A 23,331-nucleotide genomic window follows, 5' to 3' on the forward strand; every position below is an offset into this window, starting at 1 on the left:
GCTCACTCGCCGCGCTGGGGTGGCATGCTGACGGGGGGCGGCATCACCGAGCTCCAGCGCTCGGCCGTGTCTTCCAGAAATCCGAGCAGGGCCTCCAGCGGCGCCAGGTGCTCGCTGGTCGCTTCCACGAAGCTCTCGGCTTCCAAGAGCACACCCGCCGCGGCGCCGAGCTCGGCGTTCTTGGCAGTCAGCAACGCGCGCTGCACCTGGCGGATGCGCCGCACCGGCACGTGGACTCCCGCGGCGATCACGTCGGACGGAATGGGCCCGACCCGCGACACCACGTGCACCGAAGCGTCGCCCCACCCCGCACGCCAGACTCCGCCCGCGCGCGCATCGTGGTGCACGTAGGTCGCCCCCACGTCCACCGTTCCGTTCACGACGGCGCGCACCACGGCATCGTGCGAGCCCACGAAGCTCTCGGCGAAAAACGCCTTCTGCAGATCCAGGCCCTGCGCCCGCAGCGCAGCGCGGATCACCAGGAACCCCGACGCGCTGTTCTTGTCGACCCACGCCGCACGCACGCCGGAGAGATCCGCCGGACGCTGCACGGCGGACCCCACCTGGGTGAAGAGCGCCGTGAAGAAGGACGAGACGCCGCGCCGCACCGGGAGCGCGATGGGCAACGCTCGCCCCGCGGACGCTGCCCGCAGGGCAATCACCGGCGGCAACCACGCGATGTCCACGCTGCCACAGCGCATGGCATCGAGCAGCTCCGGGTAGTCCGCGAACGCCTGCGGCTCCGTGGGCAGCTTCGTCGCCGCGCCCAACGCGGCCGCAAACGACGAAAGGCGGGCGCGCATCACCGTCTCGCTCACCTCCGACTTGCCCGTGGCGGTGGCGGTGGCGGTGAGCGCGACTCCGACCCGAACCGGCGCGTCCTCGGACAGCTCGAACGGATCCGTCACTCGCTAAAGCTCGCTCGGACTCGCTCAATCCGCAAGGGCCGGGGACTGTTGGTTCGCCGCGGAACCCCCTCGGTCCGGATCTCGTGGCGCCCGCGCGGTTTTTCGCTATACCCCGCGCCGCCATGACCGCAGCGGATGCGCTGTACGAAAAGAGCGCCCACGACCTGGAATGGTCGCGGTTGCTCGAGCACCTCGCGGGCCGCTGCTTGGGCCCCGCGGGCGGCGCACGCCTGCGCGCGCGCCGCCCGGCGGAAACGCACGCCGCGGCCCGCGGCATGGGCGAGCTCACTGCCGAAGCCCTGGACGCCTTCGAGGCGGGCGCCGCGCCGCCCACGGCTCCGAGCGACGACCTCTCGCCGATCCTCGGCCGGGTGAACCGCGGCGCTGTAGCATCCGGCGTGGAGCTCGCCACCGTGCTGCGGCAGCTCGAGGGGGCGCGCAGGCTGCGCGCTTGGGCGCACGGCGCTCGCCACCGCTGGCCAAAGCTCGCGCGGGCCTTGGAGTCGCCGGAAGAGCTGGAACCGGTGTGTTCCGAGCTCGCGCGCTGCATCGAGGACGACGGTAACGTCGCGGATCGCGCCTCGCCGGAGCTCGCGCGCGCACGGCGCGCCGTCGGGGAAGCGCAGAAGGAGCTGACTACGCGGCTCTCGGGGCTCGTACGACGTTACTCCGACGTGCTGTCCGACGACTACTGGACCGAGCGCGAAGGCCGCTACGTGCTGCCCGTGCGCTCCGACTCCCACGTCAAGGTTCAAGGCATCGTGTTCGGCTCCAGCGCGTCCGGCGCCACGCTGTTCGTGGAGCCCGCGGAGATCACCGGCCTCGGCAACCGCCTGAAGGTGGCGCTCGCGGAGGTGGAGCGGGAAGAGGCGCGCGTCCTCTCGCGTCTGTCGGCGGAGCTCTCTGCCGTGACGGAAGCCGTGAGCGCTGCGCAGGCCGCCATCACGGAGGCGGATGTCCTCGGCGCGCTCACCTCCTGGGCGCGGGATACGCGCTCCATCGCCATGGTGGTGGAACCCGAAGCGAAGCTTCAGCTGCTCGGCGCGCGCCATCCCCTGCTCCTGGTTCAGGGCGTGGAGGTGGTCGACAACGACGTCCATGCCGAGAGCGGTCGGGCGCTGGTGGTGTCGGGCCCCAACGCCGGCGGCAAGACCGTCGCGCTCAAGTGCCTGGGTCTCGCCGTGTGGATGGCACGCTCGGGCATTCCCGTGCCCGTGGAACCGGGCTCGGTGGTGGGTTGGTTTTCCCCCGTGCTCACGGACGTCGGCGACGAACAATCCCTGCTGCAGTCGCTTTCCACCTTCAGCGCCCACATCAAGAACATCGCCGCCATCCTGGAGGCCGCCACCACGACGGCCCTGGTGCTGCTCGACGAGGTGGCCGCGGGCACCGATCCGGAAGAAGGCGCAGCGCTGGCCACCAGCGTGATCCAAGGCTTGCTCGACCGCGGCGCTGCCGTGGCCGTCACCACGCACTACGAGCGTCTGAAGGAGCTCGCCGCGGAGGACTCGCGTTTCGAGAACGCGTCCGTCGGCTTCGACCTGGCGGCGATGGCGCCCACCTTCCGCATGACGATGGGCATCGCCGGAGCGTCCAGCGCGCTGGCGGTGGCGCAGCGTTTCGGCATCCCGGAGGGGATCATCGCGCGCGCGCGGGCGTCGATGCCGGACGAGTCGGTGAGCCGGGAAGATCTGCTGCGCGAGCTCTCGTCGGAGAGCGAACGGCTGAAGCAAGCGCGGCTGGAGCTCGAGCGCGAGCTGGGCGAACAGCGAAGGCTCACGCAGGAGGCCGAGCGCGAGCGAGCGCGCGCGCGCGAGCAGGAGAAGAACCGGCTCGCCCGCGAGGGGCGGGAGCTCACGCAAGAGGTACGGGAGGCGCGCGCCCGGCTCTTGGCATTGAAGAAGCGCCTGGGCAGCGCCGAGCTCCGCGAGGCCGAGAAAGTGGTGAGCGACGCCGCGCGCCACGTGGCCCTGGGCGGCGAGCTGGCGGACGTCGGGCGCGTCGCGCCCAGCGACACGCCGGAAGTGGTGGAGAGCGAGCTCGTCGTCGGAGCACGCGTGCTCGTACCGCGGCTGGGGACCGTGGCGGAGGTCGCGGCGCTGCCCGAGCGCGGCCAGGTTCGCGTAATCGCCGGAGCCATGCGCTTGATGGTGCCGGTGAGCGAGCTGCGCCGCGCGCCCGGAGGCGCGCGGCGCCCCGCCACGGAGCGCAAGAAGCGCGAGCCCACGCCCAAGCTCGAGAGCCGGGACGGCTTCGTGCCGGTGCGCACGCGGGACAACACCCTGAACCTCCGCGGCAAGCGCGTCGACGAAGCGCTGGACGAGCTCGACGCGTTCGTGGACACCCTGCTCCGGGACGGCGAGCGCGCAGCGTTCGTGCTCCACGGGCATGGTACCGGTGCGCTCAAGCTCGCAGTGCGCGCCCACTTGGGCGCGCACTCCCAAATCCGACGGGCCGTGCCCGCCGAGCCCGAGGACGGCGGAGACGCCTTCACGCTGCTCTGGCTCCGGGACTGACGCCCGCTGCTTGCGCCCACCGAGTCGGAGCATTACCCAAGCGGAGAGATGGCCCGTGTTCTGCTGCGCCTGCTCGTGGCCGCCATCGCCCTGCTGCTGAGCTGCGGCGGCGACAGGGCGAACGCTCGCTCACCGCACCTGGAAGCCATTTCCGTCGCGCCGGACTTCCGCGCTCCCGACGAGACCGGAAAGGTCCGTACGCTCTCGGAGTTTCGCGGCCACCCGGTGGTGCTCTACTTCTACCCCAAGGACGGCACCCCCGGCTGTACCCGGGAGGCGTGCGCATTTCGCGACGCCTGGGACCAGCTGCAAAGGGACGGCGCCCGCGTCGTGGGCGTGAGCGTCGACTCGGTGGAGTCCCACGCCGCCTTCAAGAAGGCGCACCGTCTGCCATTTCCCCTGCTCTCGGACGAAGACGGCACGGTGCTCGCCGCCTATGGCGTGCCGCGCTCGCCCCAGGGCTACGCCGCGCGCACGACGTTCGTGATCGACTCCCAAGGCATGATCCGACGCATCTTTCCCGAGGTGGACCCGGCGTTGCACCTCAGCGAGGTGCTCTCCGTCCTCGACCAGCTGAAGGCGGAAGGCCTGGACCAGGCTCAGGACAGCACGTCGTCCAAGTAGGCGAGCAACGGCTCGAGCGCGGCGGGCTGGCTGCGATAGCCGAGATACAGATCGGGCCGCACCAGGTAGAGGCACTCCGCCCGCGCTCCGTAGCGGTATTCCAGATCCCCTTCTGGATCGAGGATCGTGACGCCGTCCCAGGCGAGCGCCTCCGGTATCATCGAATCCGCCACCACCACCACGCTCGCGACGACGTCTCCGTGTCGCTCCCGAACCGTGCGTGCCACCCGGGAGAGGTCCTCGTAGCCCTGGCGCGTGGAAGCGCGCCCATCGAACAGGAGCAGCGTGTGGCGAGTCGGCTGCCACAGCTCCGAAAGGCGCACCGGGTGGCCCTCCGGGTCGCGGGCCAGGCCGTCCGGAGCCCGCTGCCCCGGCCGCGGCGCGGCATCGAAGGACAGCCAGGCGGTGACCGTCGGGGACTCTTCTTCTTCGTCGTCCCCAAAGCGGGCGCGCCACAGACTGGAGCGGAATTCCCCCACGATGGGGCTCTTCTCGTAGGCCAAGTCCAGCTCCGCGACGCGACGGGTGACCCGCTCCTGGACCACCTCCATCGACGCCAAGAATTCCGTCACCCGATCTCGCACCCGTCGCCCGAGGGGGCTCTGGATGGTGGCCACTCGCGTCGCGATGTCCGTCGCCCTCAAGAGCTCCTCTCCAACCCGGTGCCGCTCCGCTTCGTAGCTCTCGAGCAGGGCGTTCCCCGCGAGGCCCTTTTCCACCAGTGCGAGCTTCCAGGCCAGGTTGTGGGCGTCCTGCATTCCGGTGTTCATGCCCTGCCCACCGAGAGGGCTGTGTACGTGAGCCGCGTCCCCCGCCAAGAACACGCGGCCGGCGCGATAGCGCTCGACCTGCCGACAGTGGATCGCGAAGCGCGCACGCCAACTGCTGCCGGCGATGCGAACCTCCTGGCCACTCCTGCGCCGCAGCAACTCTTCCACGTCGCTGTCCGTCGGGTCGCCCTCTCCCGCCCCTTCGGGAGTGGAGGCGACCACGCGCATCTGTCCACTGGGCAAGGGAAAGCAGGCCAGCAGCCCTTCGGACGAGAAGAACGTGGTCACGCGTCGGTCCGACACGTCCCACTCGATGTCCGCGTCGGCGAGCCAGAACGCCTCCGGGTAGCGGTGCCCCGGAAACGCGAGCCGTGCCGCCTTGCGCACGGCGCTGTGCGCGCCGTCGGCGCCCACCACCCAGCGTGCGCGCAGCGTTTCCTCGCTGCCGTCGGGGCGCAGCAGGCGGCAACCGACGCCGGCCTCGCCGCTGTCGAGATCCACGAGCTTCGTGCTTCGTTCCACGACGCTTCCGCTGCGGACCAACAAACCCTCCAGAACGGCCTCGGTCTCGCTCTGGGGCAGACACAGGAGGAAGGGGAAGCGGGTGTCGAGCTCGTCGAAGTCCGCACGCACGATGAGACGACCTTCGGCGTACATCGAGGCGCCCGAGAGCTGGCGGCCACGGGCGACCAGGTCTGCTGCGATGCCGTAGGAGTCGAGGATTTCCAACGTGCGCGCGTGCACCGCCAGAGCGCGCGATAGCGGGCTCCGTTCGGGGTTGGCGTCCACGATCCGGTGCTCGATGCCATGCTTGGCGAGGGAGATCGCGAGCATCAGACCCGTGGGGCCAGCGCCCGCGATCAGAACCGGTAGCGTGCTCACCCAGCGCCCCCCGACGGCGGCTCAGTTACCGCAGTAGTTGTACTGCGTGAGGATGCTGCTCGGTTGGCAGTTGCTGTTGCCGGGGCACACCGAGGGCGTGGTACCGCAGAAGATGATGCGACCTTGATTCTGGGTGCATTCGTTCGCCGGACGGCACTGCAGGTTGCTGTAGAAGTTGCCGCCCACCAGCTGTCCGCAGCACACCTGACCGCCGGAGCAGTCTTCCGGGCCGTCGCAATATACGTCCGTGCCCGGCTGACAGTTCTGGCTCTGGCTCTGACAGCTGGAGCCGCTGCCGGAGATACAGCAAAAGTCGTTGGTCAGGTTGCAGTCATTCGTGCCCGCACAGCTGACGACACCTGGCTGATTGCCGGTAGTGCCGCCGCTGCCGGCGGCACCACCGGTGCCCGCCGTGCCGCCAGCGCCAGCCGCGCCGCCGGTACCCGCCGTGCCGCCGGTACCCGCGGTGCCGCCCGTACCCGCGGTGCCGCCCGTACCCGCGGTGCCACCCGTACCTGCTGTGCCACCCGTGCCCGCCGTTCCGCCCGTGCCCGCGGTTCCTCCAGTGCCCGCCGTACCACCAGTGCCTGCCGCGGCCCCGCTACCCGCAGCGCCGCTGGCGCCCGCGGTGTTTCCGGTGTTACCGCTGCCGCCGGTGGAGCCTCCGCCCTGACCGCCACTGGCGGTGCCCGCGTCGTCGGTGAACGAGAAGGCTTCGTAGTCGTTGGAGCAAGCCGCAGCTGTCAGCAGGACCGATAGCCCGATGAAGTAACGTCGCACCATGAGGCACCTCTCCTCATGGAACATCGCATACCTTTTGGAGTTGGGCTAGCGAACCTCAGCCCCCGCGGGCGATGAGAGCCACGAAATCCGATTCCGTCACGATGCCGACGAGCTGCCCGTCTTCGACCACCGGCAAGCAGCCGATCTTCTTTTCCAGCATCGTCCGCGCGGCTTCGCTCAGCGGGGTGTTGGGCCTACACGTGATCACGGGCTCGTGCATCGCGTCCTTGACCCGGTACTCCTCGAGCGTCTTCTGAGAGGCGTAGGAGCCGTAACCCAGGGCACGCAAGAGGGCGTTGAAGAACAGATCCCGCTGACTGACGACACCCACCACGGCGCCGTCGTCATCCACTACCGGGATGTGGCGAATCCTACCGAGGCGCATGACGTCGTCCGCCACCGATAGCTTCTCGTTGTGCTCCAAGGTGAAGACGTCCTGGGTCATGACGTCCCCCACTACCTTCGGTGCCTCTGCCATCTCTCGCTCCCACGTCCCGGCTGCGGGCGGCAATCACCACCGCCCCGCTGGGCGCCGGGACATTAGCAGATTCTCCCGGCGCCGGGCGGATGCTCAACGCTTGGAAATGGCGGACAGCAAGTCGGCGTCGAGGTGGACGTCGCTCTGCGGGAACGGAATGCCGATGCCCTCGGCATCGAGCGCCCGCTTCACGGCCCGCGTCAGGCGCTGGTAGACGTCCCAGAAGTCCTCCGTCTTGGTGTGCACGCGCACCTTCCAATCGATGCTGGAGCCTCCGAGCTCGGAGAGGAACACCGCCGGCGGCGGCTCTTCCAGTCCACCCTCCACGCTCTTGGCGACCCCCTCGAGCACGCCGCGGACCTTGTCGAGATCCGCACCGTAGTCGGTCCCCACGGCCACCTCCACGCGTCGCGTGGGGTAATGTGTGTAGTTGATGATCTTCTTTCCGAACACCTCGCTGTTGGGGACGATGATGCGACGGTTGTCCGCCGAGACCAGCTCGGTGGTAAACAGCTCGAGCTCCTTCACGGAGCCGATCTCGCCGGCAACCTCGATGACGTCCCCCACCTTGAAGGGGCGAAACACGAGCAGCATGATCCCGGCCGCGAAGTTCGACAGCGTTCCCTGAAACGCGAGACCGATGGCCAAGCCGAGCGCACCGAGAACCGCCGCGAAGCTCGTGGTCTGGATACCGAACACCCCCAGGCAACCGAGCACCGCCGCGGTGAGGATCGCGTAGCGTGCGACGTTCGAGAAGAACTGGGCCAGCATCGGGTCCAGACGTTTCTCGAGGTTTTTGCCGATCGCCCGCCGAATCCACCCCGCGATGATCCAAGCGATGAACAGTGTGATGGCGACGCCCAGGACGCGCACGCCCCACACCGTTGCCATGTCCAAGAGTGACTGAGTCAGCTTCGCGGTATCCATTCGTCAATTCGTAGATCCATCGAGCGCCACTTCAAACCCGTAGTCCGTCCAGTGCTAGGCTGGCCTCATGGCCAAAGCTCGCCTGCTGTGGACATTCGCCGCGATTTCGCTGCTGGCGGCCTGTCAGAAATCCGGAGGCGGCGAGCTCTCGCGCAGCGAGTGTGTGGAGCTGACCATCCGCCGAGACAACTTGAAAAACGGCGAGCTGGGCCGCGCCAACGACGCCAACCGTCGCCAAGACGTGGACCGCTGCGTGGCCTCCGGCACGCGGCGCTGGGCGGACTGCATCAAGTTTTCGCGATCCGTGGCCGACGTGAACGCCTGCGACGAGCAAAACGGGGCGTGGTAAATTTGAGAACGTGATCCTCCAAGGCCCCGACTTCAGGAAACACGTGCTGGTGATGGTGGGGCTGCCGGCGCGAGGCAAAACCTTCGTGGCGCGCAAGATCGCTCGCTACCTGTCCTGGCTCGGCTACAACACGCGCACCTTCAACGTGGGGGAGTATCGGCGAGCGTTAGCGGGAGCCAAACAGCCGGCCACGTTCTTCGATCCGGACGATACCGAGTCCCGTGAGCTCCGCGAGCGCATCGCGCGCCACGCCCTCGATGACGTCCTCGCTTGGCTGGCCGAAGGGGGCGAGGTGGCCTTGTACGACGCGACCAACACCGAGCGATCCCGGCGCGAGATGATCCTGACGCGCTGCCGGGAAGCGAACGTGCGCGTGGTGTTCATCGAGTCCATCTGCGAAGACGAGGCCGTGGTGGACACCAACGTGCGCGAGAACAAGCTCCGCTCGCCGGACTACCAAGGCGTTCCCGCGGAGGAAGCGGTGCAGGACTTCCTGGCCCGCATCGCGATGTACGAACGCACCTACGAGCCAGTGGACGACGAGTCCCTGAGCTTCGTGAAGATCATCGACGTCGGCCGCCAGGTCGTGGTCAACCGCATGCAGGGATACCTCGGCTCGCGGTTGGTCTTCTTCCTCACCAACCTGCACCCGACGCGTCGCAAGATCTGGCTCACCCGCCACGGCGAGAGTCAGTTCAACCCGGACGGACGCATCGGCGGAGATCCGGACCTTTCGGATCGCGGGCGCCTGTACGCCAAGAGCCTGGCGCTGTTCATCAACCAGCGCCACGACGAGAGCAAGCGGCTGGTGATCTGGACCAGCACCCTGAAGCGTTCCATCCAGACGGCGGAAGCCCTGGGCCGCCCCGCTGTGGCTCGGCGCCCTCTGGACGAGATCGACGCCGGCGTGTGCGACGGCATGACCTACGAGGAAATTCGCCAGCACCTGTCGGACGAGTACCAGGCGCGGGCGGCGGACAAGTTCCGCTACCGCTACCCTCGGGGCGAGAGCTACATCGATGTGATCCAGCGGCTCGAGCCGATCATCGTGGACCTCGAGCGCCAGCGAAATCCGGTGCTCGTCATCGCCCATCACGCCATCGTGCGCGCGCTGTACGCCTACCTCATGGGCCGCCCGCAGGAAGACACGCCCCACGTACCGGTGCCGCTGCACAGCGTGATCGAGCTGACCCCCACGGCCTACGGCCACGAGGAACGGCGCTTCGAGCTCGATCCCCGCATCGCAGAAGAGCTCGCCGGTGGTCCCCCCAGCGTGGGCGCGCCGTTCTTCTCACCCCGTTACTGAGGGCTCCAACACGAGCTTCCCCTTCGCCTGACGCTGTTCGATGCGCTGGAGCGCATCCTTGGCGCGTTCCAGGGGAAACGTCTCGTCCACGTGCGGGTGGAGCTTTCCCGCCGCCAGCCAGTCGAGGAGCTCTTCCAGGCTTTCACGCATGCCGTCCGGATTGCGCATCACCGCCTGTCCCCAGAACACGCCCACCAGCTCGCACCCCTTCAACAGGACCAGGTTGAGAGGCACGCTCGGAATGTTTCCGGAAGCAAAGCCCAGCACCAAGAAGCGCCCCTTCCATCCCGTGGCGCGCAGCGCTTGCTCGCTCAACGCGCCGCCCACCGGGTCGTAGACCACGTCCACGCCGCCGCCGGACAGCGCCTTGGCCCGGTCCTTCAAGCTCTCGGAGGAGTAGTCGATGGTCTCGTCGGCACCCCGGGCGCGACACAGCTCAAGCTTTTCCGCGGACGACGCTGCCGCGATCACCTTGGCGCCGAGGGCCTTGCCGACGTCCACCGCGGAAAGCCCCACGCCGCCCGCGGCGCCCAGCACCAACAGCGTTTCCCCGGGCTGCAGCCGTGCCCGCTCGACCAGCGCGTGATGCGTGGTGCCGTAGGTGATGGGAAACCCCGCCGCCGTGGTGAAGTCCACGCCGTCGGGCAGCTTGGCGACGGTCGCCTCGGGGGCTACGGCCCGCTCCGCGAAGGCGCCCAGCATCATGGTCGCCACCACGCGGTCGCCGGCCGCGACGCGGCTGACCCCCTCGCCCACCGCCCGCACCGTGCCAGCGGCCTCGGCCCCGGGCACGAAGGGGAGCGCTGGCTTCATCTGATACTCGCCGCGCGTGATGAGCAAATCCGGGAAGTTCACGCCCGCCGCGGCCACGTCGATCAGCACCTCGCCGGGGCCCGGCACCGGGTCCGGCACTTCGTCCACCACGAGCGCGTCGGGGCCGCTCAGCTCGTGGCAGCGAACGGCGCGCATCACTCCGCCTTCGCCATGTCGAAGTGCCCCACCAACACCACGCGCTCCGCCGCCGGATCGACGGTGAGCTCGGCCTTCTTGGTGGTCTCGACGAAACACTTGTTGAGCTCGGCGTTGCCGGGCCCGGTGTAGGAAGCCGACACGCTCTTGCGCTCGCCCTTCACGTACAAGATGGTCACCACCATCCGACCAGCCGCGTCCGGAGCATTCTTTAGCGCCGAGCTGAAGCAGCTCTCGTACTCGTCGCCAATCTTGTCGAAGGCCGCACGCACGTCGGCCTCGGTGGTTCCGCCGCCTTCCACCTCGATGCTGTCGATGGTGACCTGTTTTGGTTTTTCCAGCGCGGCAGGCGGCGCGGGCGGCTCCGGCGGCGCGGTCGCGGCGGGCGGCGGCGCCTCCGGGGTTCTTGGCGGAGGTTCCGCGCCGCCACAACCAACCAGAAGCAAAACGAACGGAAGCAGGGAGGAAATGCCGTTTCTCATGGGCCCTGGGCTATACCAGCCCTCGGCCGAGAACTGCTGGGTTGCATCAATTGAAAGAATGCACCATGTTTGTTTCATCTGATGACTGCTCCCTCCAGCCTCTCGGAAGCTCCGGATCCCGCGTTGGTGCTCACCCGTGCCACGCTGCGCGCCGCCGAGCGGCTTTCGCTGCCCAAAGCCCACCTGGCCCAGGTGCTCGGCATCAGCTCCGCCTCCCTTTCCCGCTTGGGGCGCAGTCGTAACATCGATCCGGACAGCAAGGAGGGGGAGCTGGCGCTCTTGTTCTTGCGCGCCTTTCGCAGCCTGGACTCCCTGATGGGCGGCAACGAAGAGGCCGCCCGCGCTTGGCTGGACGCAGACAACACGCACCTCGCCGGCGTGCCGGCGGAGCTGCTCGCGCGGGTGGACGGGCTGGTTCACGTGGTCGAATACCTGGACGCCATGCGCGGCAAGCTGTGACGACGAGCCTGTGGAAGCGACTGCGCGGCGAAGAGCACGTTCGCCGGCTCACCAGCACGCCGTGGCGTGTGGTGGAAGCGCAGCACGTGATCAGCACGCGCAAGCTGGTGGACTCGGACGAAGAGCAGCGCGTGTTGGAGGAGCTACTCGAGCAAAGCAAGCCGCCCACCCCCAAGCCGGCGGCGCGCCTCCACTACCTGCTCTCCACGTCCTTCCGCTACCCACCACTGCGTCACGGGTCGCGGTTCGGCACACGCCAAGAGCGGGGCATCTGGTACGGCGCAGAGACGTTGGTCACCGCCTTCGCGGAGGTGGCGTACTACCGGCTGGTGCTGCTGGAGGGCACCCAGGCCAAGCTCGAGCCGCTGATGGTGGAGCTCAGCGCGTTTCGCGCCTCGGTGAAGGCGCGGCACGGCGTGGACCTCACGCGCCCGCCGTTCCTGGAGCACGCGCCGCGCATCTCCTCGCGCTCGAGCTACGCCATCAGTCAGCGCCTGGGCCGCGACATGCGAAGCGCCGGGGTACAGGCCTTTCGCTATGTCTCTTCGCGAGATCCTGACGGTGGCGCCTGCTTGGCGGTGATGGACCCCGGCGCTTTTTCCAGCCCGAGCCCCAGCCAGCTGTCGTCCTGGCTGTGCGTGGCAACCAAAGAGCGAGTGGAGGTGAGCGACCGCGGATTTTTCGAGCGACGCGCCTTCGCCTTCGAGCGATCACGCTTCGTCGTGCGCGGTGAGCTGCCCACCCCCGCCGTCTGAGGTCACGCGAAGGGACGGCTGCCGAGATCCCGCAGCGAGCCAGACATGAACGTGAGGAACGCGGTGCTGTAGGAAAGCCCCGTCACGTGGCCGTCGTAGACGGTGACGGCGCTACGCGCCTTGTTGGCCTGCTGGAAGAACCAGGGGAAGTAGACCATGACGTCGTACTGCCCTGCCGCCAACGGGATGAAATGATTGCCCCACCTCGCGGTGACTTTCTGCCCGTTGATCATCACCACGGGGCTCACGAACATGAGCATCCACTGCAAGAACGAGTGTTTCGCTTGAAGCTCGATGCCGGAGCTGGGTTGATGCACGACCTGTTGCATTCTGTTTCCTTTCGGGCTCAGAGGCCCATGTCGAGACCTTGTTCTGCCAAACGCGCTCGCGCTGCATCTGCCCTTCGGCACTCGGCAATGGTGAGCCCGGCCATGACAGCGCCCGCCACGCCGCCGACGACGACCATGAAGGACAAGAGCGAGACGTAACCGTTGATCAAAGCGACGACGCTCCACGCCGTGGTGCAGAGGGCACAGAGCGCACTCGCGACCAGCGAAGCTACCGCCGCCCAACCCCGCGCCCGCGAGAGCTTCCACCCGGAGACGGCCATACCCACCCCGAACAAGAGCTGCAGCGGAGCGACGATGCTCCACAACCCCACCATACGGATGTTGCTCAACGTCTGGACGGCGAGCAGCACGGTGAAAGCGCCGGCCACGAGCACCACGCGCCCCGCCACGCGCACCAACAGGCTCGGCGCTGCGAGCTCCGCGTCGTCGGGTAGTGCACCTTGGCTCATGACCGCCTCCGCCATGTCGATCGTGGCCTGATACGCCACGACCGACGGGGGTCTTCCTCAGCCGCTCTTCTGCCGCTTCTTGGCAGGCGAACGGGGCTTCGAGAGGCTCGGCTTGTGGCCCTTGGCCCGGGCCACGCCGGGCTTTTCCGTCAGCTCGCCAAGGCGGGCTGCAAACGCCGGTCCCTTGTCCTCGTGCTTGAAGAAGGCGAAAGCCTCGCTCCAGCGTTGAGCCGAGATCCGCTCCGCCCACTCTCCGATGGCGGCGTCGGAGTAGTCTTCGGAGCGCAGCCGAAGGTAGCCGAAGCTCGCCGTCGCCACGAAGGGCGGTGACTTGTCCGCCTTCTCCGCGTCGCCCGTCACCAGCGCGGCGTTCTTCTCGGAGAGCACGGCGAACACGTCGTCGGCGAACCAGCTCTCGTGGCGGAACTCCAGCGCCGCGTGGCAGCCGTGCGGCAAGGTCGCGAGGAAGTCCCGGAGCAACGGCACGTCCCTCTTCAAGAACGGCGGCAGCTGGAACAGCATCGCACCCAGGCGATCTTCGAGGATGGCCGACACCTTGAACAACACCGCCACGCTGTCCGCCACGTCCCGCAGCTTGGAAAAATGCGTGATGCGACGCGACGCCTTCAGGGAAAAGCGAAAGTCCGGCGGCACTTGCTCCCGCCAACCGTGCACCACGTCCGCCTTCGGCATCCGGTAGAACGTGTTGTTGATCTCGACGGTGGAGAGCTTGCCCGCGTAGAAGGCGAGCATGTCCGAGGCAGCGCAGTCCTCGGGATAGAAGCTCCCTTTCCATCCTGCATAGGAGAAGCCGCTGGTTCCCGCCCGGACGCGCATCGTCCGCAGGGTAACAGCGGGCCGTGGTCGGAGTGGTGTTTTCGGTGTCGATCCCGGCAAAGTCGTGACAAACCCATGCCATGCGCCTCCGCGCCGAGCCGGCTGCCGCTCTCGCGTTGCTTCGCGTCGTGGTCCCGGCCATGCTCCTGGTGGCGCCGGGGTATCGCGAAGGCGCCCGGGTCGCCGCCTGGGATCCGGCGCGCTGGTCCGTGCCGGAAGGCCTGCACTGGTTCGTCCGCGTGCTGCCCATCTCTCCCGCCATCGCCACGGGAGCGCAGGTGGTGGTGGCGTTCGCGGCGCTGCTCGCCATCGCCGGCATTCGGGCCCGCGTGGCCCTGGCGCTGATGACCCTCGCGGCCTACTACCTGTACTCCATCGCGCAGCTCACCGGCTTCGTGTGGCACGACATGCACCTCTTGTGGCTGGCGGCGCTGCTGGCCGCAAGCCCTTGCGCCGACGTACTGGCGGTGGACGCCCGTCGTCCCTGGAACGTGGAAGGGCCGGAGTACGCGCCGCCGCTGTGGGCCGCGCGGATGCAGCTGGCCGCGGTGTACTTCTTCCCCGGACTGCACAAGCTGCTCAGCTCGGGCCTCGGCTGGGCGCTGTCGGACAACCTGCGAAACCAGATGTACTGGAAGTGGCTCGAGCACGGCAGCATCCCGAGCTTTCGTCTCGACCAGATCCCCTGGCTCTTGCCCGCCGGCGGGCTGTTCGTGCTCGCCTTCGAGCTGTCGTTCCCGGTGCTGGTGCTGTTCAGCAGGACCCGACCCTGGTTGGCCGTCGCCGGTCTGGCGTTTCACCTGCTCTCGCAGGCGATCTTCCGCATCGCCTTCATGAGCCTGTGGCTCTGCTACGTGGTGCTGTTCGACCCGCGGCGGCTGCTCGGGGCGCTGTGGTTCGATCGCCACCCCGAAAAGCGGCGTGAAGACCTCGGCGCGACTCCCGCGCGCTTCTTGCTGCCCATCGCCGCCCTGCTACTGGTAGGCGTGGTGATTCAAGGCGCCCGCGGCCAAATGCGAGCGTATCCCTTCGCTTGCTACCCCACCTTCGAGTGGCGCGCGAAGAGCGAGATGCCGGATCTGGTGCTGGTCGCCGTGCGCCCCGACGGCCGCGAAGTCGACATACCCCATGCCAAGAACCGTCGCGGCTACCGCACCCAGCGCCAGTGGGGCGAAGTGTGGAGCCTCGCCGGCGTGTACGGCTCGACGCCCAAACGGCGCCTCACCGCGTACGTGAACGACGTCGCCCGCGCACGCTACGCCCACGCGCTGCTCCAGGGCGCGACGGCCCTCCGCGCTTACCGCGTGTACCGCTCCGTGCTGCCGGAAGATCGCCGGGCGCCGCCCACCCGCCGCACGCTGCTGCTCGAGATCCCTCCCCCATAGCGAGTCTGGCTTTGTCGGTCCGCCGCGGAACCACCGTCGACCGCTCGAGCCGCCACGCCCGGAGAGAGTCAACCGCCAAGGCCGCCACACCCGGAGAGAGTCTACCGCCAAGGCCGCCAAGCTCGCCAAGACATGAACGAGAGAGGGTCGTGATCGTGAACCCGATTCATTGAAACGTCGCAAGCGTCGCGAAGCGTCTCCCCTCGCTCATCCAAGAGTCTTGGCTCTCTCTTGGCGCTCTTGGCGACTTGGCGGTTTGTCCTCCACACGAACGAGAGAGGGTCGTGATCGTGAACCCGATTCATTGAAGCGTCGCGAAGCGTCTCCCTTCGCTCATCCAAGAGTCTTGGCTCTCTCTTGGCGCTCTTGGCGACTTGGCGGTTTGTCCTCTCTCAGGCCGAGATCGGGATCCCGCGCGCTCGCAGCGGCGTTCGCACGCGCTCTTCCATGCTGCGCTGGGCGAGCGCGAGGTATGCGTCGCTGCGCATCCAGCCGAGGGCGTCCTTCGCGGGCTCGTCGTCGAGCGCGCGGCGCGCCTCGATGTCCTTCCACTGCCGCTGAACCGCGAGGATCGTGCGATCCGCCGCCCGGCCCAAGTGCGTGAGGTCCGCTTCCGTCAGATCCGGCAGCGCCCAATCGAGGAACGCGAAGCCGAAGGTGCCGTGGGCGGCCTCGTCCTTGACGATGCGGCCGAGCACCGCTCGCGGCAGCGGATGCTGCGCCGCCTTCCAGGTACCGCGGAGCAACGGGATGCTGAGAGCTTCGCCCACGCAAAAGAAGCGCACGATCATGTCTGCCGCGCGCATCAGCGGCGACAGCTCCGCCGGGGCGTCCACGATCATCTCGTCCGGGTCGTGCATGATTTCGGTACCGCCACCGAGCTCCATTGCCATCCGAGCACACAGCTCCACGTGCACCAGCTCGTCCAGCGGGAAGCGCGACGCCATGGCGATCAGATCCAGAGGCGCGCGGCACTCGAGCAACCCCCGCAGCGTGGCCGCGCAGGCAATCCCGGTGCGGTGCTCCTGAAACGCCGCGCCGGTCCACTGCTTGCGCGCCAGAATCAGCGCCTTCTCGGAGAACACGCTGGTGTCCAGCGTGCCCCAGGGCATGGCCTCCACCTCCGGACGCATCTTGCGGTAGCGCCGCTCGATCCCCTCGCCGAATAGTGAAAGCTCGAACAGCTCGCCGGCCTTGACTTGATCCATGTCAATCCGTTCCAGCGTCTTGCACGTCGTCCGTGGCGTCCACCGGCGCCACCAGATTCGCCACCACGTCCAGCACCGACGTCTCTTGCACGACGTCCTGCTGCACGTCCTCCGCCGCGTCGATCGGCGCGACCAGATTCGCCACCACGTCGGAAGCCACCTGATCCTTGCCGGCGTCCGGCGGCGGCACCAGGTTGCCCGATGTCTCGCTGTTGCCACCGCAAGCGACGTAGCTCACCGCAGCCACACCGAGGCTCGCCACCAACAGCTTGCGCCCCCGCCTCCCTCTCTCTTTGCCCACGCTCATTCCGAAAGTGTCAGCCACCCGCGCTCGTCGCGCAAGTCCGTCACTTGGACTTCGGCGGTGGTTCCGGCGGCGGCATCAGATTACCCACCGGATGCGGCTTGGGCGTCGCCGTGGGTTGCGGTGGCGCGGCGTCGCCCGGGTCCTGAGGTGGCATCAAGTTGCCCACCGGCTCCGGCATCGGATCCGCAGTGGCTGGCGGAGGCGCCGCGTCAATCGGTTCCGGCGGCATCAAGTTGCCGACCTGCTCGACGCCGTCGCCATCCCTCGCGCCGCCACCGTTCTCCGTCTTGTGGCAGGCGTAGCTGACCGCAGCGACACCGATGGATGCGACGAGCAGCTTGCGTCCCGGACGAGCCATGGCGCCATCATCACCGCACCCCGTCGGCAGTTCCAGTCTTCTTTTGTTGGTCCGGCGCGATCCCCGGCTAAAATCGCTCTCTACGGACAGCCGACGCGATCAGTCGAGATGACCACGTCGTCGATGTAGAGCTCGCGCTTGCCGTCGTCCTGGTACTTCTCGTAGCCCAAGCGTAGGCGCTCGAAGCTCGGACCCAACCACTTGTCGTTGGTGTCGTGGTCGATGCAACCCTGGCCCTGACCCTTCACCGCGAGATCGGTGACCTCCGTGCCGTTCAGCCAGAAGCTCATCTCGTCGTTGTCGCCGTCGAAGCGCCACTCCACGCACGCCCAGCTTCCGACGGGCATGGTGCTCTGAGAGCCCTGCCAGCAGTCCGACTTCACGCCGCTGGTCTCGTAGTTGGCCAAGAACCGCGGCTGACCTTGAGAGTCCCAGTTCATGCCGCCGTAACGGTAAAAGGCATCGAAGCTCTGGCCCGGGACCGGACCTTCACCCTGGATCATGGTCCAGTGCACGCCGTCGCCCACGATGCTGTCGAGCCACACCATCATGCGGCCGTACATCACGTTCTTGGGCAACGGGAACACCGGCGAGCCTTTCAGTCCGATGTACGCGCGCTGATAGGTGCTGGAGCCATCCGCCACGAAGTGCATCGCGTGCGAGCCGCCGTGAGCCTTCGCATCCGTCACCAATGCCGTTCCGCCGTTCTCGAGCAACGCCCAGGGGGCCCCGGGCGCGCTGCCCGCGGTGTCGTTCTCGAAGTCGTCGCAGAAGAGCGCGCTCTTGCAGGGATCCGCCGCGGCGTCCTGGCCGGCATCAGCGCCGCCCCCTTGCCCGCCGCCGCTGCCGGCGATTCCACCGCTGCCCGCGCTCGCGTCGCTCGCGCCGGTGCCGCCGTTGCCCGCCGTCGCGCCGGCACTGCCCCCTGGGCCGCCTCCGCCTCCGCCGCTGCCGCCGCCTCCGCCACTCGTGTCGTCGCTCGAGCAGGCAGCAAGCGTGCACGCCGACACCACGAGCACCATCCAGAGTCCGCCCTTCATCTGACGACGATGCCACGGGTCGCACCCAGCGCGCTACACTCCGAACGTGCTGCCCGTCGTCATCGGAGGCGCCGTCCTCGTCGTGCTGGCCGTGATCGCCTTGGCACTGCGGCCCAATCGCGAGGCGAGCCTGCGCGACGCGGCCGCCCGCGTCGGCGCCAAGCTCGCGGAGCTGTATGGCAAGAGCGACGAGTATCGTCCCGCGCGCGTAGAGCGCGCGCTGACCGAGGCGCGCGTCGCCGACAAATGGCTCCCGCACTGCCTCGCCCTGTTCTCGAGCCAGGCGGAGTTCGCGGCCCACCCCGCGTGTCGCGGTCTGGACCACCGCGCGCTGCGCATCGAAATGGAGAACGTCCGGCGCCTCGATCGGGAGCACGCTTGGGGCGGCGGCACCATCGATACCCACTACGATCCGCCATGAAGCGCGAGGACGTGACCGTCGCTGCCCTGTTGCTGCAGCCGTTCACGTTGTACCTCATCGCGCTGCATTTCGTCGCTGCGCCGTCTGTCGAAGAGTGGGCCCACGCCGATCCCATCCTGACGCTGCTGCCCGGCCGCTCCGCGCTGTGGCTCGCACCCGTGGTGGGGGTCACGACGGTCGCGGTGTGGTGGCGCCTCGCGCCGCCGAGCGCAGCGGCGCTGCGCGCCGGCGCCCTGAACGCGCTCCTCGGAGCGTTGCTCGCGGCCCTGGGTGTCCTGGCGCTGCGCGGTGTCACCGGGCCCGTGCTGCCCTCCGTCATTCCGCCGGAAGAGAGCTCGACCCCTGGCTTCCTCGCCAGCATGAGTGCCGGCTATCTGGAAGAAGCGGCATGCCGCCTCGCGGTACTACCGCTGGTGTACCTCGCGCTGAAGGATCGCACGCCCCTCGCCGGGGTCGGCGCGGTCCTCGTCACGGCGCTGACCTTCGCGAGCTGGCACGCGCTCGGCGAGCCGCTGTCGGCGCAGTTCTTCCTCACCCGCCTCGCCATCCCCGGCGTTGCCATGAGCGTGGTGGCGCTGTGGAGCCCGTCCGCCATCGTGGTCGGCCACTGCGTCGCGCACCTCTTGATCCCAGCGCTGTTCGTCGCTCCGTCAGGGGCGCCAGTTCCCGTCGCCGTCGGCGTCCACGTACACGGGGTTGCCGATGGCCACGGGGCGCAGCCGGGAGCGAACGCTCACGGACGGGCCGAGGGCGTGATGGCCGTCCGCGCGCAGCACGATGAACGTATCCTTCGCTGTGCTGACGGAGATGTCGCCTTCGAAGCGCCGCACCTCGGCGCCGGGTGGCACCGCCCACTCGCGTTCGAGCTTGCCGCCGACGTACAGCCGGACGTGGTCGACGTCGATCCAGGGCGCCGCGCGCACCGTGAAGTGGCCGTCGATGCGGCCGTTCTTGGCGACCACGAGATCTCCGAAGCTCTTTCCTCCGACGTCGAGCTGGAGCAGCGGCCCCGACGTGAAGAACGCGTGCCCCGCTCGCAGCGCTTCGGCCAGCGCATCCGGCCCCGCGCCGGGGCGAACCCGCACGTAGTTCCGCGGGTAGCCGGCCAGGTCGTGTTGCAAGTGGTGCGTATCGGAGTCCCCCGTGGCCGCCACGTGGCGCCCGGACGCGAGCAGCCCGAACCAGTCCTTCAGCGTCGCGTCGAGGGTGAGCAAGAGCGGGTCCTGGTAGCCGTTCATGATCTCCACGGCGTCGAAATCGCCTGAGGCTCCGGGTTTGGCGAAGCGCGCGGTCTTCGGGTTCAGCTTGCCCAGGGCGAAGTAGCCAAAACGCACCGAGCGCGGGTGGTTGACGATGATGACCGCGTGCGGCGCGTGGCTGCGGATGTCCGGGAACAGCTTCTTCGGTGCGTGGCCGTACAGCATGCGACCCTCGAGCACGTCCCAGCTGGGGTCGGGTTCCAGAGGAAAGGCACCGAAGTGGCCCCAATCCTTGGTGGTGACCTCCACACCGCGGGCGCTGCGCAAGAGCTCGCCGGCGCCCAGCTCGTCCACCACCGGCGCGTAGTCCGTCACCAGGTTGTGATCCGTCGACACGATCACGTCCACGCCCTCGGCGGCGAACTCGTACACCCGCGCCTCCAGCGGCACGTTCGAGTCCCAGGACGGAGCCGCGTGGACGTGAAAGTCCGCGCTGGTCCAGCCGTCCATCGGCGCCACGTGGGAGAGGGACGCCGACAGCTGCACCGGCGCAGCAGCGACGGAGAGCCCTTTGCGGATCACCGCCGACCACTCCGGGCCGCGGGTCACCCAGACGTCATAGCGCCCCTGGGGGATGCGCACGGAGCCCGTGCCGGTGAGGGAGAACACGCGATTGTGCGCCGCGACGGCGCCCTCGAGCTGGATCGGGACGTCGTGCCGCGTGAACTGCGGCGTGGGCCAGGGCTTTGCCCCGACGAACGTGAGCTTCACCGGGATCGGCGCGCCGGTGCGGGCGTCCGTGACGCGGTAGTGGAGATTGCCCCAAGGCGGCTCGCGATCGCCGGGCCCCGCCGCTTCGTCCGCCGCCCGTGCCGCAGCGTCGGCAGCGAGACGCGCACCGCCGTCCGGACCGGGAGCTTCCGCGGCGGACCGACATCCTTGAAATCCGAATACGCCGGCGGCCAGCAGACAGCCGACGGCAGCGCTCGGCCCGAATAGATCCGCGAGCCGAGATGGCGAGGGCATCAGCCTTTCTTGCGAGCGAGATACACGATGTCCTCGCCGCGGGCCGCCTTGGGCGTGGGGAGCAGCAGGTACGCCTCCTGCTCCGCGGTGATGGACACGCCTTCCCCTCTACCGAGCACGGCGCCGGCCTCGAGCCGATCGAAGCTCTGGTAGTCCCCCGAAAGCTCGAAGCTGTGCGTGGGCTTCACCACGCGTCCAAACAGCTCGTAGCTCTCCCTATTCCCATCGGCGACGGCATGATCCGTGACCCCCAGCGCTCCGAGGAATCGCGTCAGCACCTCGAAAGCGGTGTCCGGTGTGCCCGGCTCTGCGTGCTGACCGCACTCCACGCTCACCGCGGGCCGACCCGCAGCCACCAGCGCGCCGATGCTCACGTGCTCCATCAGCATGCCGGGACCATCCCAACCGTAGGTCACCTTGCAGCCCGTCTTCTGCGCCAGCGCCACGGCGTCCGGAGTGCCGTCGCAGATCGCGAACGGCACCGTGGGTTGACTTGCGGAATGCAGGTCGAGCATGGCATCCAGCCCCGTGATCAAAGGGCGCAGCTCTTGGGCCCGATGGTGCTCGTAGGTCCAGGCGGCGCGCGCCAGCTCCTCCACGAAGTGGTAGGCGAACAGGCGGTTGATGTCGGCGCCACCGCGGGTGTAGCGGGCCTTCTGCTCGGTGGCCCGGGGGTTGCCATGAATCAGGACCAATGTGCCCTTCTTCATGCGGCGGGCGAAGCCGTCGGCATCGTTCTTCAGCCGCTCGATGGCTCGGAGCCCGGCTACCTCGTTCCCGTGCAGCGCGCCGATCAGGCCCACGTAGGGGCCGGCGAAGGCGCCGTCGGCGCTGAGCTCCCAGGCGTGGGTGACGTTCGGATGGGGTCGGATCACTCGTGGGCTCCTTTGCCCCCTGCCGAAGTCTCGATGTCTAGCACTTCCTTGGCCCGCTTGTACCAGTGCTCGGCTTCCTCCGGCGAGGCCCCGATGGCCGTGAGCCCCACCTTGCCGAACTGGCTCACCGCACCGAGCAGGTGAAACACCACGCCGGTCTCCTTCCAAGGCTGGTAGTGGATCTCGTGTACGGCGGCGATGTCGAGCACGTCGTCGGGCAACAGGCCGCGGTAGTGGGGCGCCATCAGGTTGTCCGTGGACACGTAGAAGCGCGGCTCCCGGCGCCGCGTGAGGTAGAGCCCGGAGTCGGGATCGTAGTCGCCGTCGTTCAGGAGCTTCAGCGTCATGATCGGATGCGTCGTGCCCGTCATGCGCAGGTTGATCTCGATGGCGTAGCGGTCCCAGCTGCCGTCGTCTCGCTTGACGGTGACGAAGTCCACGGCCACGCGCCCGACGACGCCGCGCCGCAGCAAGATCTCCCCGACCTTCAGGGCGTCGTTCTGGATCAGCTTGGCGTAGCCGGGGTCCGCGGGGAAACGACAGCCCTGGTACGTTTGACCATCGCGGCCACCGAGCACCTGGTCGTGGGTGCTCATCGCTTGCAGATCCCCCCGCGGGTTGATGCGCAGCTGCGCGCTCGGGCTGCGCTTCTCCTTGCCCTCCATGAAGGCCTCCACCACGCCGCCAATGCTCTGCATTTCCTGGGAAAAACGCGCCCAACTCTCGTCCGGCGCCATGAAGCGAAGGTGCGGCAACGCCTCGCAGATGCCGCTGACGCGCGCCTTGTGCGGAGCGCTTCCTGGTGCCACCTTGGCGAGCCGCTTGCCGAGGGGCAGGACCGCGTTGCCTTCGCCACTGAAGCCCTGGTTCAGCTTCACGACCACGCGCTTGAGCTTGGGATGCTCCTCCCACAGCGCCGCGACGGCTTCTGCCACCTCGCGCTCGGAGTGCAGATCTTCCGTGCCGGGTGGCAGCGGGATCTGCGCTTGGCGAAACACTTTGCGCGAGCCGCTCTTGGTACCGAGGTGCAACAGATCGGGATTCACGCCGTACAGAGGAATGCCGAGCTTCACCGCGAGCTGCTGCTCCGCGCGGCTCACGGTGAACACCGTCATGTGCGCGCGGCTTTCGTCGATGCCGTCGCGGATGCGCTCGATGAGCCGCGGGCGTTCGAGGATCTTCTGCGTGAGCGGACGCGGCGAGGTGTCGTAACAGGCGATCATCGTCAGCCGCTCCCGGGCGTGGGCCGTGGGAATGCCGCCGATCAACGCCAGGTAGTAGTCGAGCACCGCAGGATGCAGGGGCTGCGACGTCACGTACACCAGCCGTGCCCGCGGGTGCCTCAAGAGCCCCAAGGTGAACAGCATGCGCTCTTCGTAGTGGGTGATGCCGGGGATGGCGGCGAGCTGGAAGCCGTCGAGCGACAGCGACGGCACCACCACCACGTCGCGCGGTCGATTGTCCATGTCGTGCAACGCGAGCCAGCGATCCACGAGCGTCTGTTGCAGCCGACCGAACTCCTTGGACTCGACGTCCCGCGTCCGGGCCGGCGCCAGCTGCCGCGTCAGGTGACGGATCCGAGAGCCCTTCTCCACCCCAGCCTTCTTGCTCATCGACAAATGACGATATCAGGCCCTCAGGGCTGCGGAAAAGCGCCCGCGCCGGGTG

The 23,331-nt window shown here is 68.2% G+C and carries 24 protein-coding genes and 1 pseudogene; 8 read left to right on the top strand and 17 right to left on the bottom strand.

What is annotated here, in order from left to right:
- Positions 1–2 precede the first annotated feature (2 nt).
- A complete protein-coding gene (locus H6717_18690) occupies positions 3–908 on the bottom strand; it encodes a PhnD/SsuA/transferrin family substrate-binding protein (protein MCB9579064.1) in 906 nt (301 codons plus the stop codon).
- Between the two features lie 122 nt (positions 909–1,030).
- On the opposite strand from H6717_18690, the gene H6717_18695 reads away from it, so the two are divergent.
- A complete protein-coding gene (locus H6717_18695) occupies positions 1,031–3,424 on the top strand; it encodes a Smr/MutS family protein (GenBank protein MCB9579065.1) in 2,394 nt (797 codons plus the stop codon).
- Positions 3,425–3,472: 48 nt separating this feature from the next.
- Positions 3,473–4,048 (top strand): peroxiredoxin, encoded by a 576-nt coding sequence (locus H6717_18700; GenBank protein MCB9579066.1) that lies wholly within the window; start codon positions 3,473–3,475, stop codon positions 4,046–4,048.
- Here H6717_18700 and H6717_18705 read toward each other — a convergent pair.
- From H6717_18705 to H6717_18720, 4 genes are all read right to left on the bottom strand, one after another.
- Entirely contained in the window at positions 4,024–5,700 is a 1,677-nt protein-coding gene (locus H6717_18705) for an FAD-dependent monooxygenase (protein ID MCB9579067.1), read from the bottom strand. The genes H6717_18700 and H6717_18705 overlap by 25 nt on opposite strands.
- Positions 5,701–5,721: 21 nt before the next feature.
- On the bottom strand, positions 5,722–6,483 hold the full coding sequence (locus H6717_18710; protein ID MCB9579068.1) for a hypothetical protein: 762 nt from the start codon (positions 6,481–6,483) through the stop codon (positions 5,722–5,724).
- A 55-nt stretch (positions 6,484–6,538) separates the two neighbouring features.
- A complete protein-coding gene (locus H6717_18715) occupies positions 6,539–6,961 on the bottom strand; it encodes a CBS domain-containing protein (protein ID MCB9579069.1) in 423 nt (140 codons plus the stop codon).
- A gap of 93 nt (positions 6,962–7,054) precedes the next feature.
- Positions 7,055–7,888, bottom strand: coding sequence for a mechanosensitive ion channel (locus tag H6717_18720; GenBank protein ID MCB9579070.1), 834 nt, complete (start codon positions 7,886–7,888; stop codon positions 7,055–7,057).
- Between the two features lie 67 nt (positions 7,889–7,955).
- Between H6717_18720 and H6717_18725 the strand changes: the two genes are divergently transcribed.
- Together H6717_18725 and H6717_18730 are read left to right on the top strand one after the other, a co-directional pair.
- Positions 7,956–8,237, top strand: a complete 282-nt coding sequence (locus H6717_18725; GenBank protein MCB9579071.1) for a hypothetical protein — start codon at positions 7,956–7,958, stop codon at positions 8,235–8,237.
- 52 nt (positions 8,238–8,289) lie between these two features.
- Positions 8,290–9,543, top strand: coding sequence for a 6-phosphofructo-2-kinase/fructose-2,6-bisphosphatase (locus H6717_18730; GenBank protein MCB9579072.1), 1,254 nt, complete (start codon positions 8,290–8,292; stop codon positions 9,541–9,543).
- On the opposite strand, the gene H6717_18735 is transcribed toward H6717_18730, so the two are convergent.
- Together H6717_18735 and H6717_18740 are read right to left on the bottom strand one after the other, a co-directional pair.
- Positions 9,529–10,512, bottom strand: a complete 984-nt coding sequence (locus H6717_18735) for an NADPH:quinone oxidoreductase family protein (GenBank protein MCB9579073.1) — start codon at positions 10,510–10,512, stop codon at positions 9,529–9,531. The genes H6717_18730 and H6717_18735 overlap by 15 nt on opposite strands.
- Positions 10,512–10,994 (bottom strand): hypothetical protein, encoded by a 483-nt coding sequence (locus H6717_18740; protein ID MCB9579074.1) that lies wholly within the window; start codon positions 10,992–10,994, stop codon positions 10,512–10,514. The genes H6717_18735 and H6717_18740 overlap by 1 nt, the downstream gene beginning before the upstream one ends.
- A gap of 81 nt (positions 10,995–11,075) precedes the next feature.
- On the opposite strand from H6717_18740, the gene H6717_18745 reads away from it, so the two are divergent.
- Positions 11,076–11,453, top strand: coding sequence for a DUF2384 domain-containing protein (locus H6717_18745; protein ID MCB9579075.1), 378 nt, complete (start codon positions 11,076–11,078; stop codon positions 11,451–11,453).
- Complete coding sequence (locus H6717_18750; GenBank protein MCB9579076.1) at positions 11,450–12,208, top strand: RES family NAD+ phosphorylase; 759 nt, start codon at positions 11,450–11,452, stop codon at positions 12,206–12,208. The genes H6717_18745 and H6717_18750 overlap by 4 nt, the downstream gene beginning before the upstream one ends.
- A gap of 2 nt (positions 12,209–12,210) precedes the next feature.
- On the opposite strand, the gene H6717_18755 is transcribed toward H6717_18750, so the two are convergent.
- The 3 genes from H6717_18755 to H6717_18765 are packed head-to-tail and all read right to left on the bottom strand — an operon-like array spanning position 12,211 to position 13,844.
- Positions 12,211–12,537: a hypothetical protein gene (locus H6717_18755; protein MCB9579077.1), complete on the bottom strand. Its 327-nt coding sequence runs from the start codon at positions 12,535–12,537 to the stop codon at positions 12,211–12,213.
- Positions 12,538–12,554: 17 nt separating this feature from the next.
- Entirely contained in the window at positions 12,555–13,022 is a 468-nt protein-coding gene (locus H6717_18760; protein MCB9579078.1) for a hypothetical protein, read from the bottom strand.
- A 42-nt stretch (positions 13,023–13,064) separates the two neighbouring features.
- Positions 13,065–13,844: a DUF72 domain-containing protein gene (locus H6717_18765; protein ID MCB9579079.1), complete on the bottom strand. Its 780-nt coding sequence runs from the start codon at positions 13,842–13,844 to the stop codon at positions 13,065–13,067.
- 80 nt (positions 13,845–13,924) lie between these two features.
- Between H6717_18765 and H6717_18770 the strand changes: the two genes are divergently transcribed.
- Positions 13,925–15,229 carry an HTTM domain-containing protein gene (locus tag H6717_18770; protein MCB9579080.1) on the top strand — a complete coding sequence of 435 codons (1,305 nt, stop codon included), beginning with the start codon at positions 13,925–13,927 and terminating at the stop codon, positions 15,227–15,229.
- 392 nt (positions 15,230–15,621) lie between these two features.
- On the opposite strand, the gene H6717_18775 is transcribed toward H6717_18770, so the two are convergent.
- The 4 genes from H6717_18775 to H6717_18790 all read right to left on the bottom strand — a co-directional run bounded on the left by H6717_18775 (position 15,622) and on the right by H6717_18790 (position 18,142).
- On the bottom strand, positions 15,622–16,437 hold the full coding sequence (locus H6717_18775; protein MCB9579081.1) for a ferritin-like domain-containing protein: 816 nt from the start codon (positions 16,435–16,437) through the stop codon (positions 15,622–15,624).
- 1 nt (position 16,438) lies between these two features.
- Positions 16,439–16,744, bottom strand: coding sequence for a hypothetical protein (locus H6717_18780; GenBank protein MCB9579082.1), 306 nt, complete (start codon positions 16,742–16,744; stop codon positions 16,439–16,441).
- 40 nt (positions 16,745–16,784) lie between these two features.
- Complete coding sequence (locus tag H6717_18785; GenBank protein ID MCB9579083.1) at positions 16,785–17,102, bottom strand: hypothetical protein; 318 nt, start codon at positions 17,100–17,102, stop codon at positions 16,785–16,787.
- A gap of 80 nt (positions 17,103–17,182) precedes the next feature.
- The gene (locus tag H6717_18790; protein ID MCB9579084.1) at positions 17,183–18,142 is read right to left on the bottom strand and encodes a hypothetical protein; all 960 of its coding nucleotides are present in this window, start codon (positions 18,140–18,142) and stop codon (positions 17,183–17,185) included.
- Between the two features lie 9 nt (positions 18,143–18,151).
- Here H6717_18790 and H6717_18795 point away from each other — a divergent pair.
- Positions 18,152–19,159, top strand: a pseudogene (locus H6717_18795) (CPBP family intramembrane metalloprotease).
- A gap of 54 nt (positions 19,160–19,213) precedes the next feature.
- On the opposite strand, the gene H6717_18800 reads toward H6717_18795, so the two are convergent.
- From H6717_18800 to H6717_18810, 3 genes are read right to left on the bottom strand one after another with little or no spacing between them, the layout of a single operon-like run.
- Entirely contained in the window at positions 19,214–20,788 is a 1,575-nt protein-coding gene (locus H6717_18800) for a PHP domain-containing protein (GenBank protein MCB9579085.1), read from the bottom strand.
- Positions 20,788–21,663, bottom strand: a complete 876-nt coding sequence (locus tag H6717_18805) for a succinylglutamate desuccinylase/aspartoacylase family protein (GenBank protein MCB9579086.1) — start codon at positions 21,661–21,663, stop codon at positions 20,788–20,790. The genes H6717_18800 and H6717_18805 overlap by 1 nt, the downstream gene beginning before the upstream one ends.
- A complete protein-coding gene (locus H6717_18810; protein ID MCB9579087.1) occupies positions 21,660–23,276 on the bottom strand; it encodes a carboxylate-amine ligase in 1,617 nt (538 codons plus the stop codon). The genes H6717_18805 and H6717_18810 overlap by 4 nt, the downstream gene beginning before the upstream one ends.
- Between the last annotated feature and the right edge of the window lie 55 nt (positions 23,277–23,331).

Source organism: Polyangiaceae bacterium, from assembly GCA_020633235.1.
Classification (GTDB): Bacteria; Myxococcota_A; Polyangia; order Polyangiales; family Polyangiaceae; genus JACKEA01.

Bases quoted from the DNA above. Each gene is read 5' to 3' on its own strand.
- H6717_18745 (MCB9579075.1), top strand. From the start codon at position 11,076: ATGACTGCTCCCTCCAGCCTCTCGGAAGCTCCGGATCCCGCGTTGGTG.
- H6717_18790 (MCB9579084.1), bottom strand. From the start codon at position 18,142: ATGAAGGGCGGACTCTGGATGGTGCTCGTGGTGTCGGCGTGCACGCTT.
- H6717_18760 (MCB9579078.1), bottom strand. From the start codon at position 13,022: ATGGCGGAGGCGGTCATGAGCCAAGGTGCACTACCCGACGACGCGGAG.
- H6717_18770 (MCB9579080.1), top strand. From the start codon at position 13,925: ATGCGCCTCCGCGCCGAGCCGGCTGCCGCTCTCGCGTTGCTTCGCGTC.
- H6717_18765 (MCB9579079.1), bottom strand. From the start codon at position 13,844: ATGCGCGTCCGGGCGGGAACCAGCGGCTTCTCCTATGCAGGATGGAAA.
- H6717_18775 (MCB9579081.1), bottom strand. From the start codon at position 16,437: ATGGATCAAGTCAAGGCCGGCGAGCTGTTCGAGCTTTCACTATTCGGC.
- H6717_18730 (MCB9579072.1), top strand. From the start codon at position 8,290: ATGGTGGGGCTGCCGGCGCGAGGCAAAACCTTCGTGGCGCGCAAGATC.
- H6717_18740 (MCB9579074.1), bottom strand. From the start codon at position 10,994: ATGAGAAACGGCATTTCCTCCCTGCTTCCGTTCGTTTTGCTTCTGGTT.
- H6717_18755 (MCB9579077.1), bottom strand. From the start codon at position 12,537: ATGCAACAGGTCGTGCATCAACCCAGCTCCGGCATCGAGCTTCAAGCG.
- H6717_18780 (MCB9579082.1), bottom strand. From the start codon at position 16,744: ATGAGCGTGGGCAAAGAGAGAGGGAGGCGGGGGCGCAAGCTGTTGGTG.
- H6717_18785 (MCB9579083.1), bottom strand. From the start codon at position 17,102: ATGGCTCGTCCGGGACGCAAGCTGCTCGTCGCATCCATCGGTGTCGCT.
- H6717_18725 (MCB9579071.1), top strand. From the start codon at position 7,956: ATGGCCAAAGCTCGCCTGCTGTGGACATTCGCCGCGATTTCGCTGCTG.
- H6717_18700 (MCB9579066.1), top strand. From the start codon at position 3,473: ATGGCCCGTGTTCTGCTGCGCCTGCTCGTGGCCGCCATCGCCCTGCTG.
- H6717_18735 (MCB9579073.1), bottom strand. From the start codon at position 10,512: ATGCGCGCCGTTCGCTGCCACGAGCTGAGCGGCCCCGACGCGCTCGTG.
- H6717_18715 (MCB9579069.1), bottom strand. From the start codon at position 6,961: ATGGCAGAGGCACCGAAGGTAGTGGGGGACGTCATGACCCAGGACGTC.
- H6717_18720 (MCB9579070.1), bottom strand. From the start codon at position 7,888: ATGGATACCGCGAAGCTGACTCAGTCACTCTTGGACATGGCAACGGTG.
- H6717_18710 (MCB9579068.1), bottom strand. From the start codon at position 6,483: ATGGTGCGACGTTACTTCATCGGGCTATCGGTCCTGCTGACAGCTGCG.
- H6717_18695 (MCB9579065.1), top strand. From the start codon at position 1,031: ATGACCGCAGCGGATGCGCTGTACGAAAAGAGCGCCCACGACCTGGAA.
- H6717_18800 (MCB9579085.1), bottom strand. From the start codon at position 20,788: ATGCCCTCGCCATCTCGGCTCGCGGATCTATTCGGGCCGAGCGCTGCC.
- H6717_18810 (MCB9579087.1), bottom strand. From the start codon at position 23,276: ATGAGCAAGAAGGCTGGGGTGGAGAAGGGCTCTCGGATCCGTCACCTG.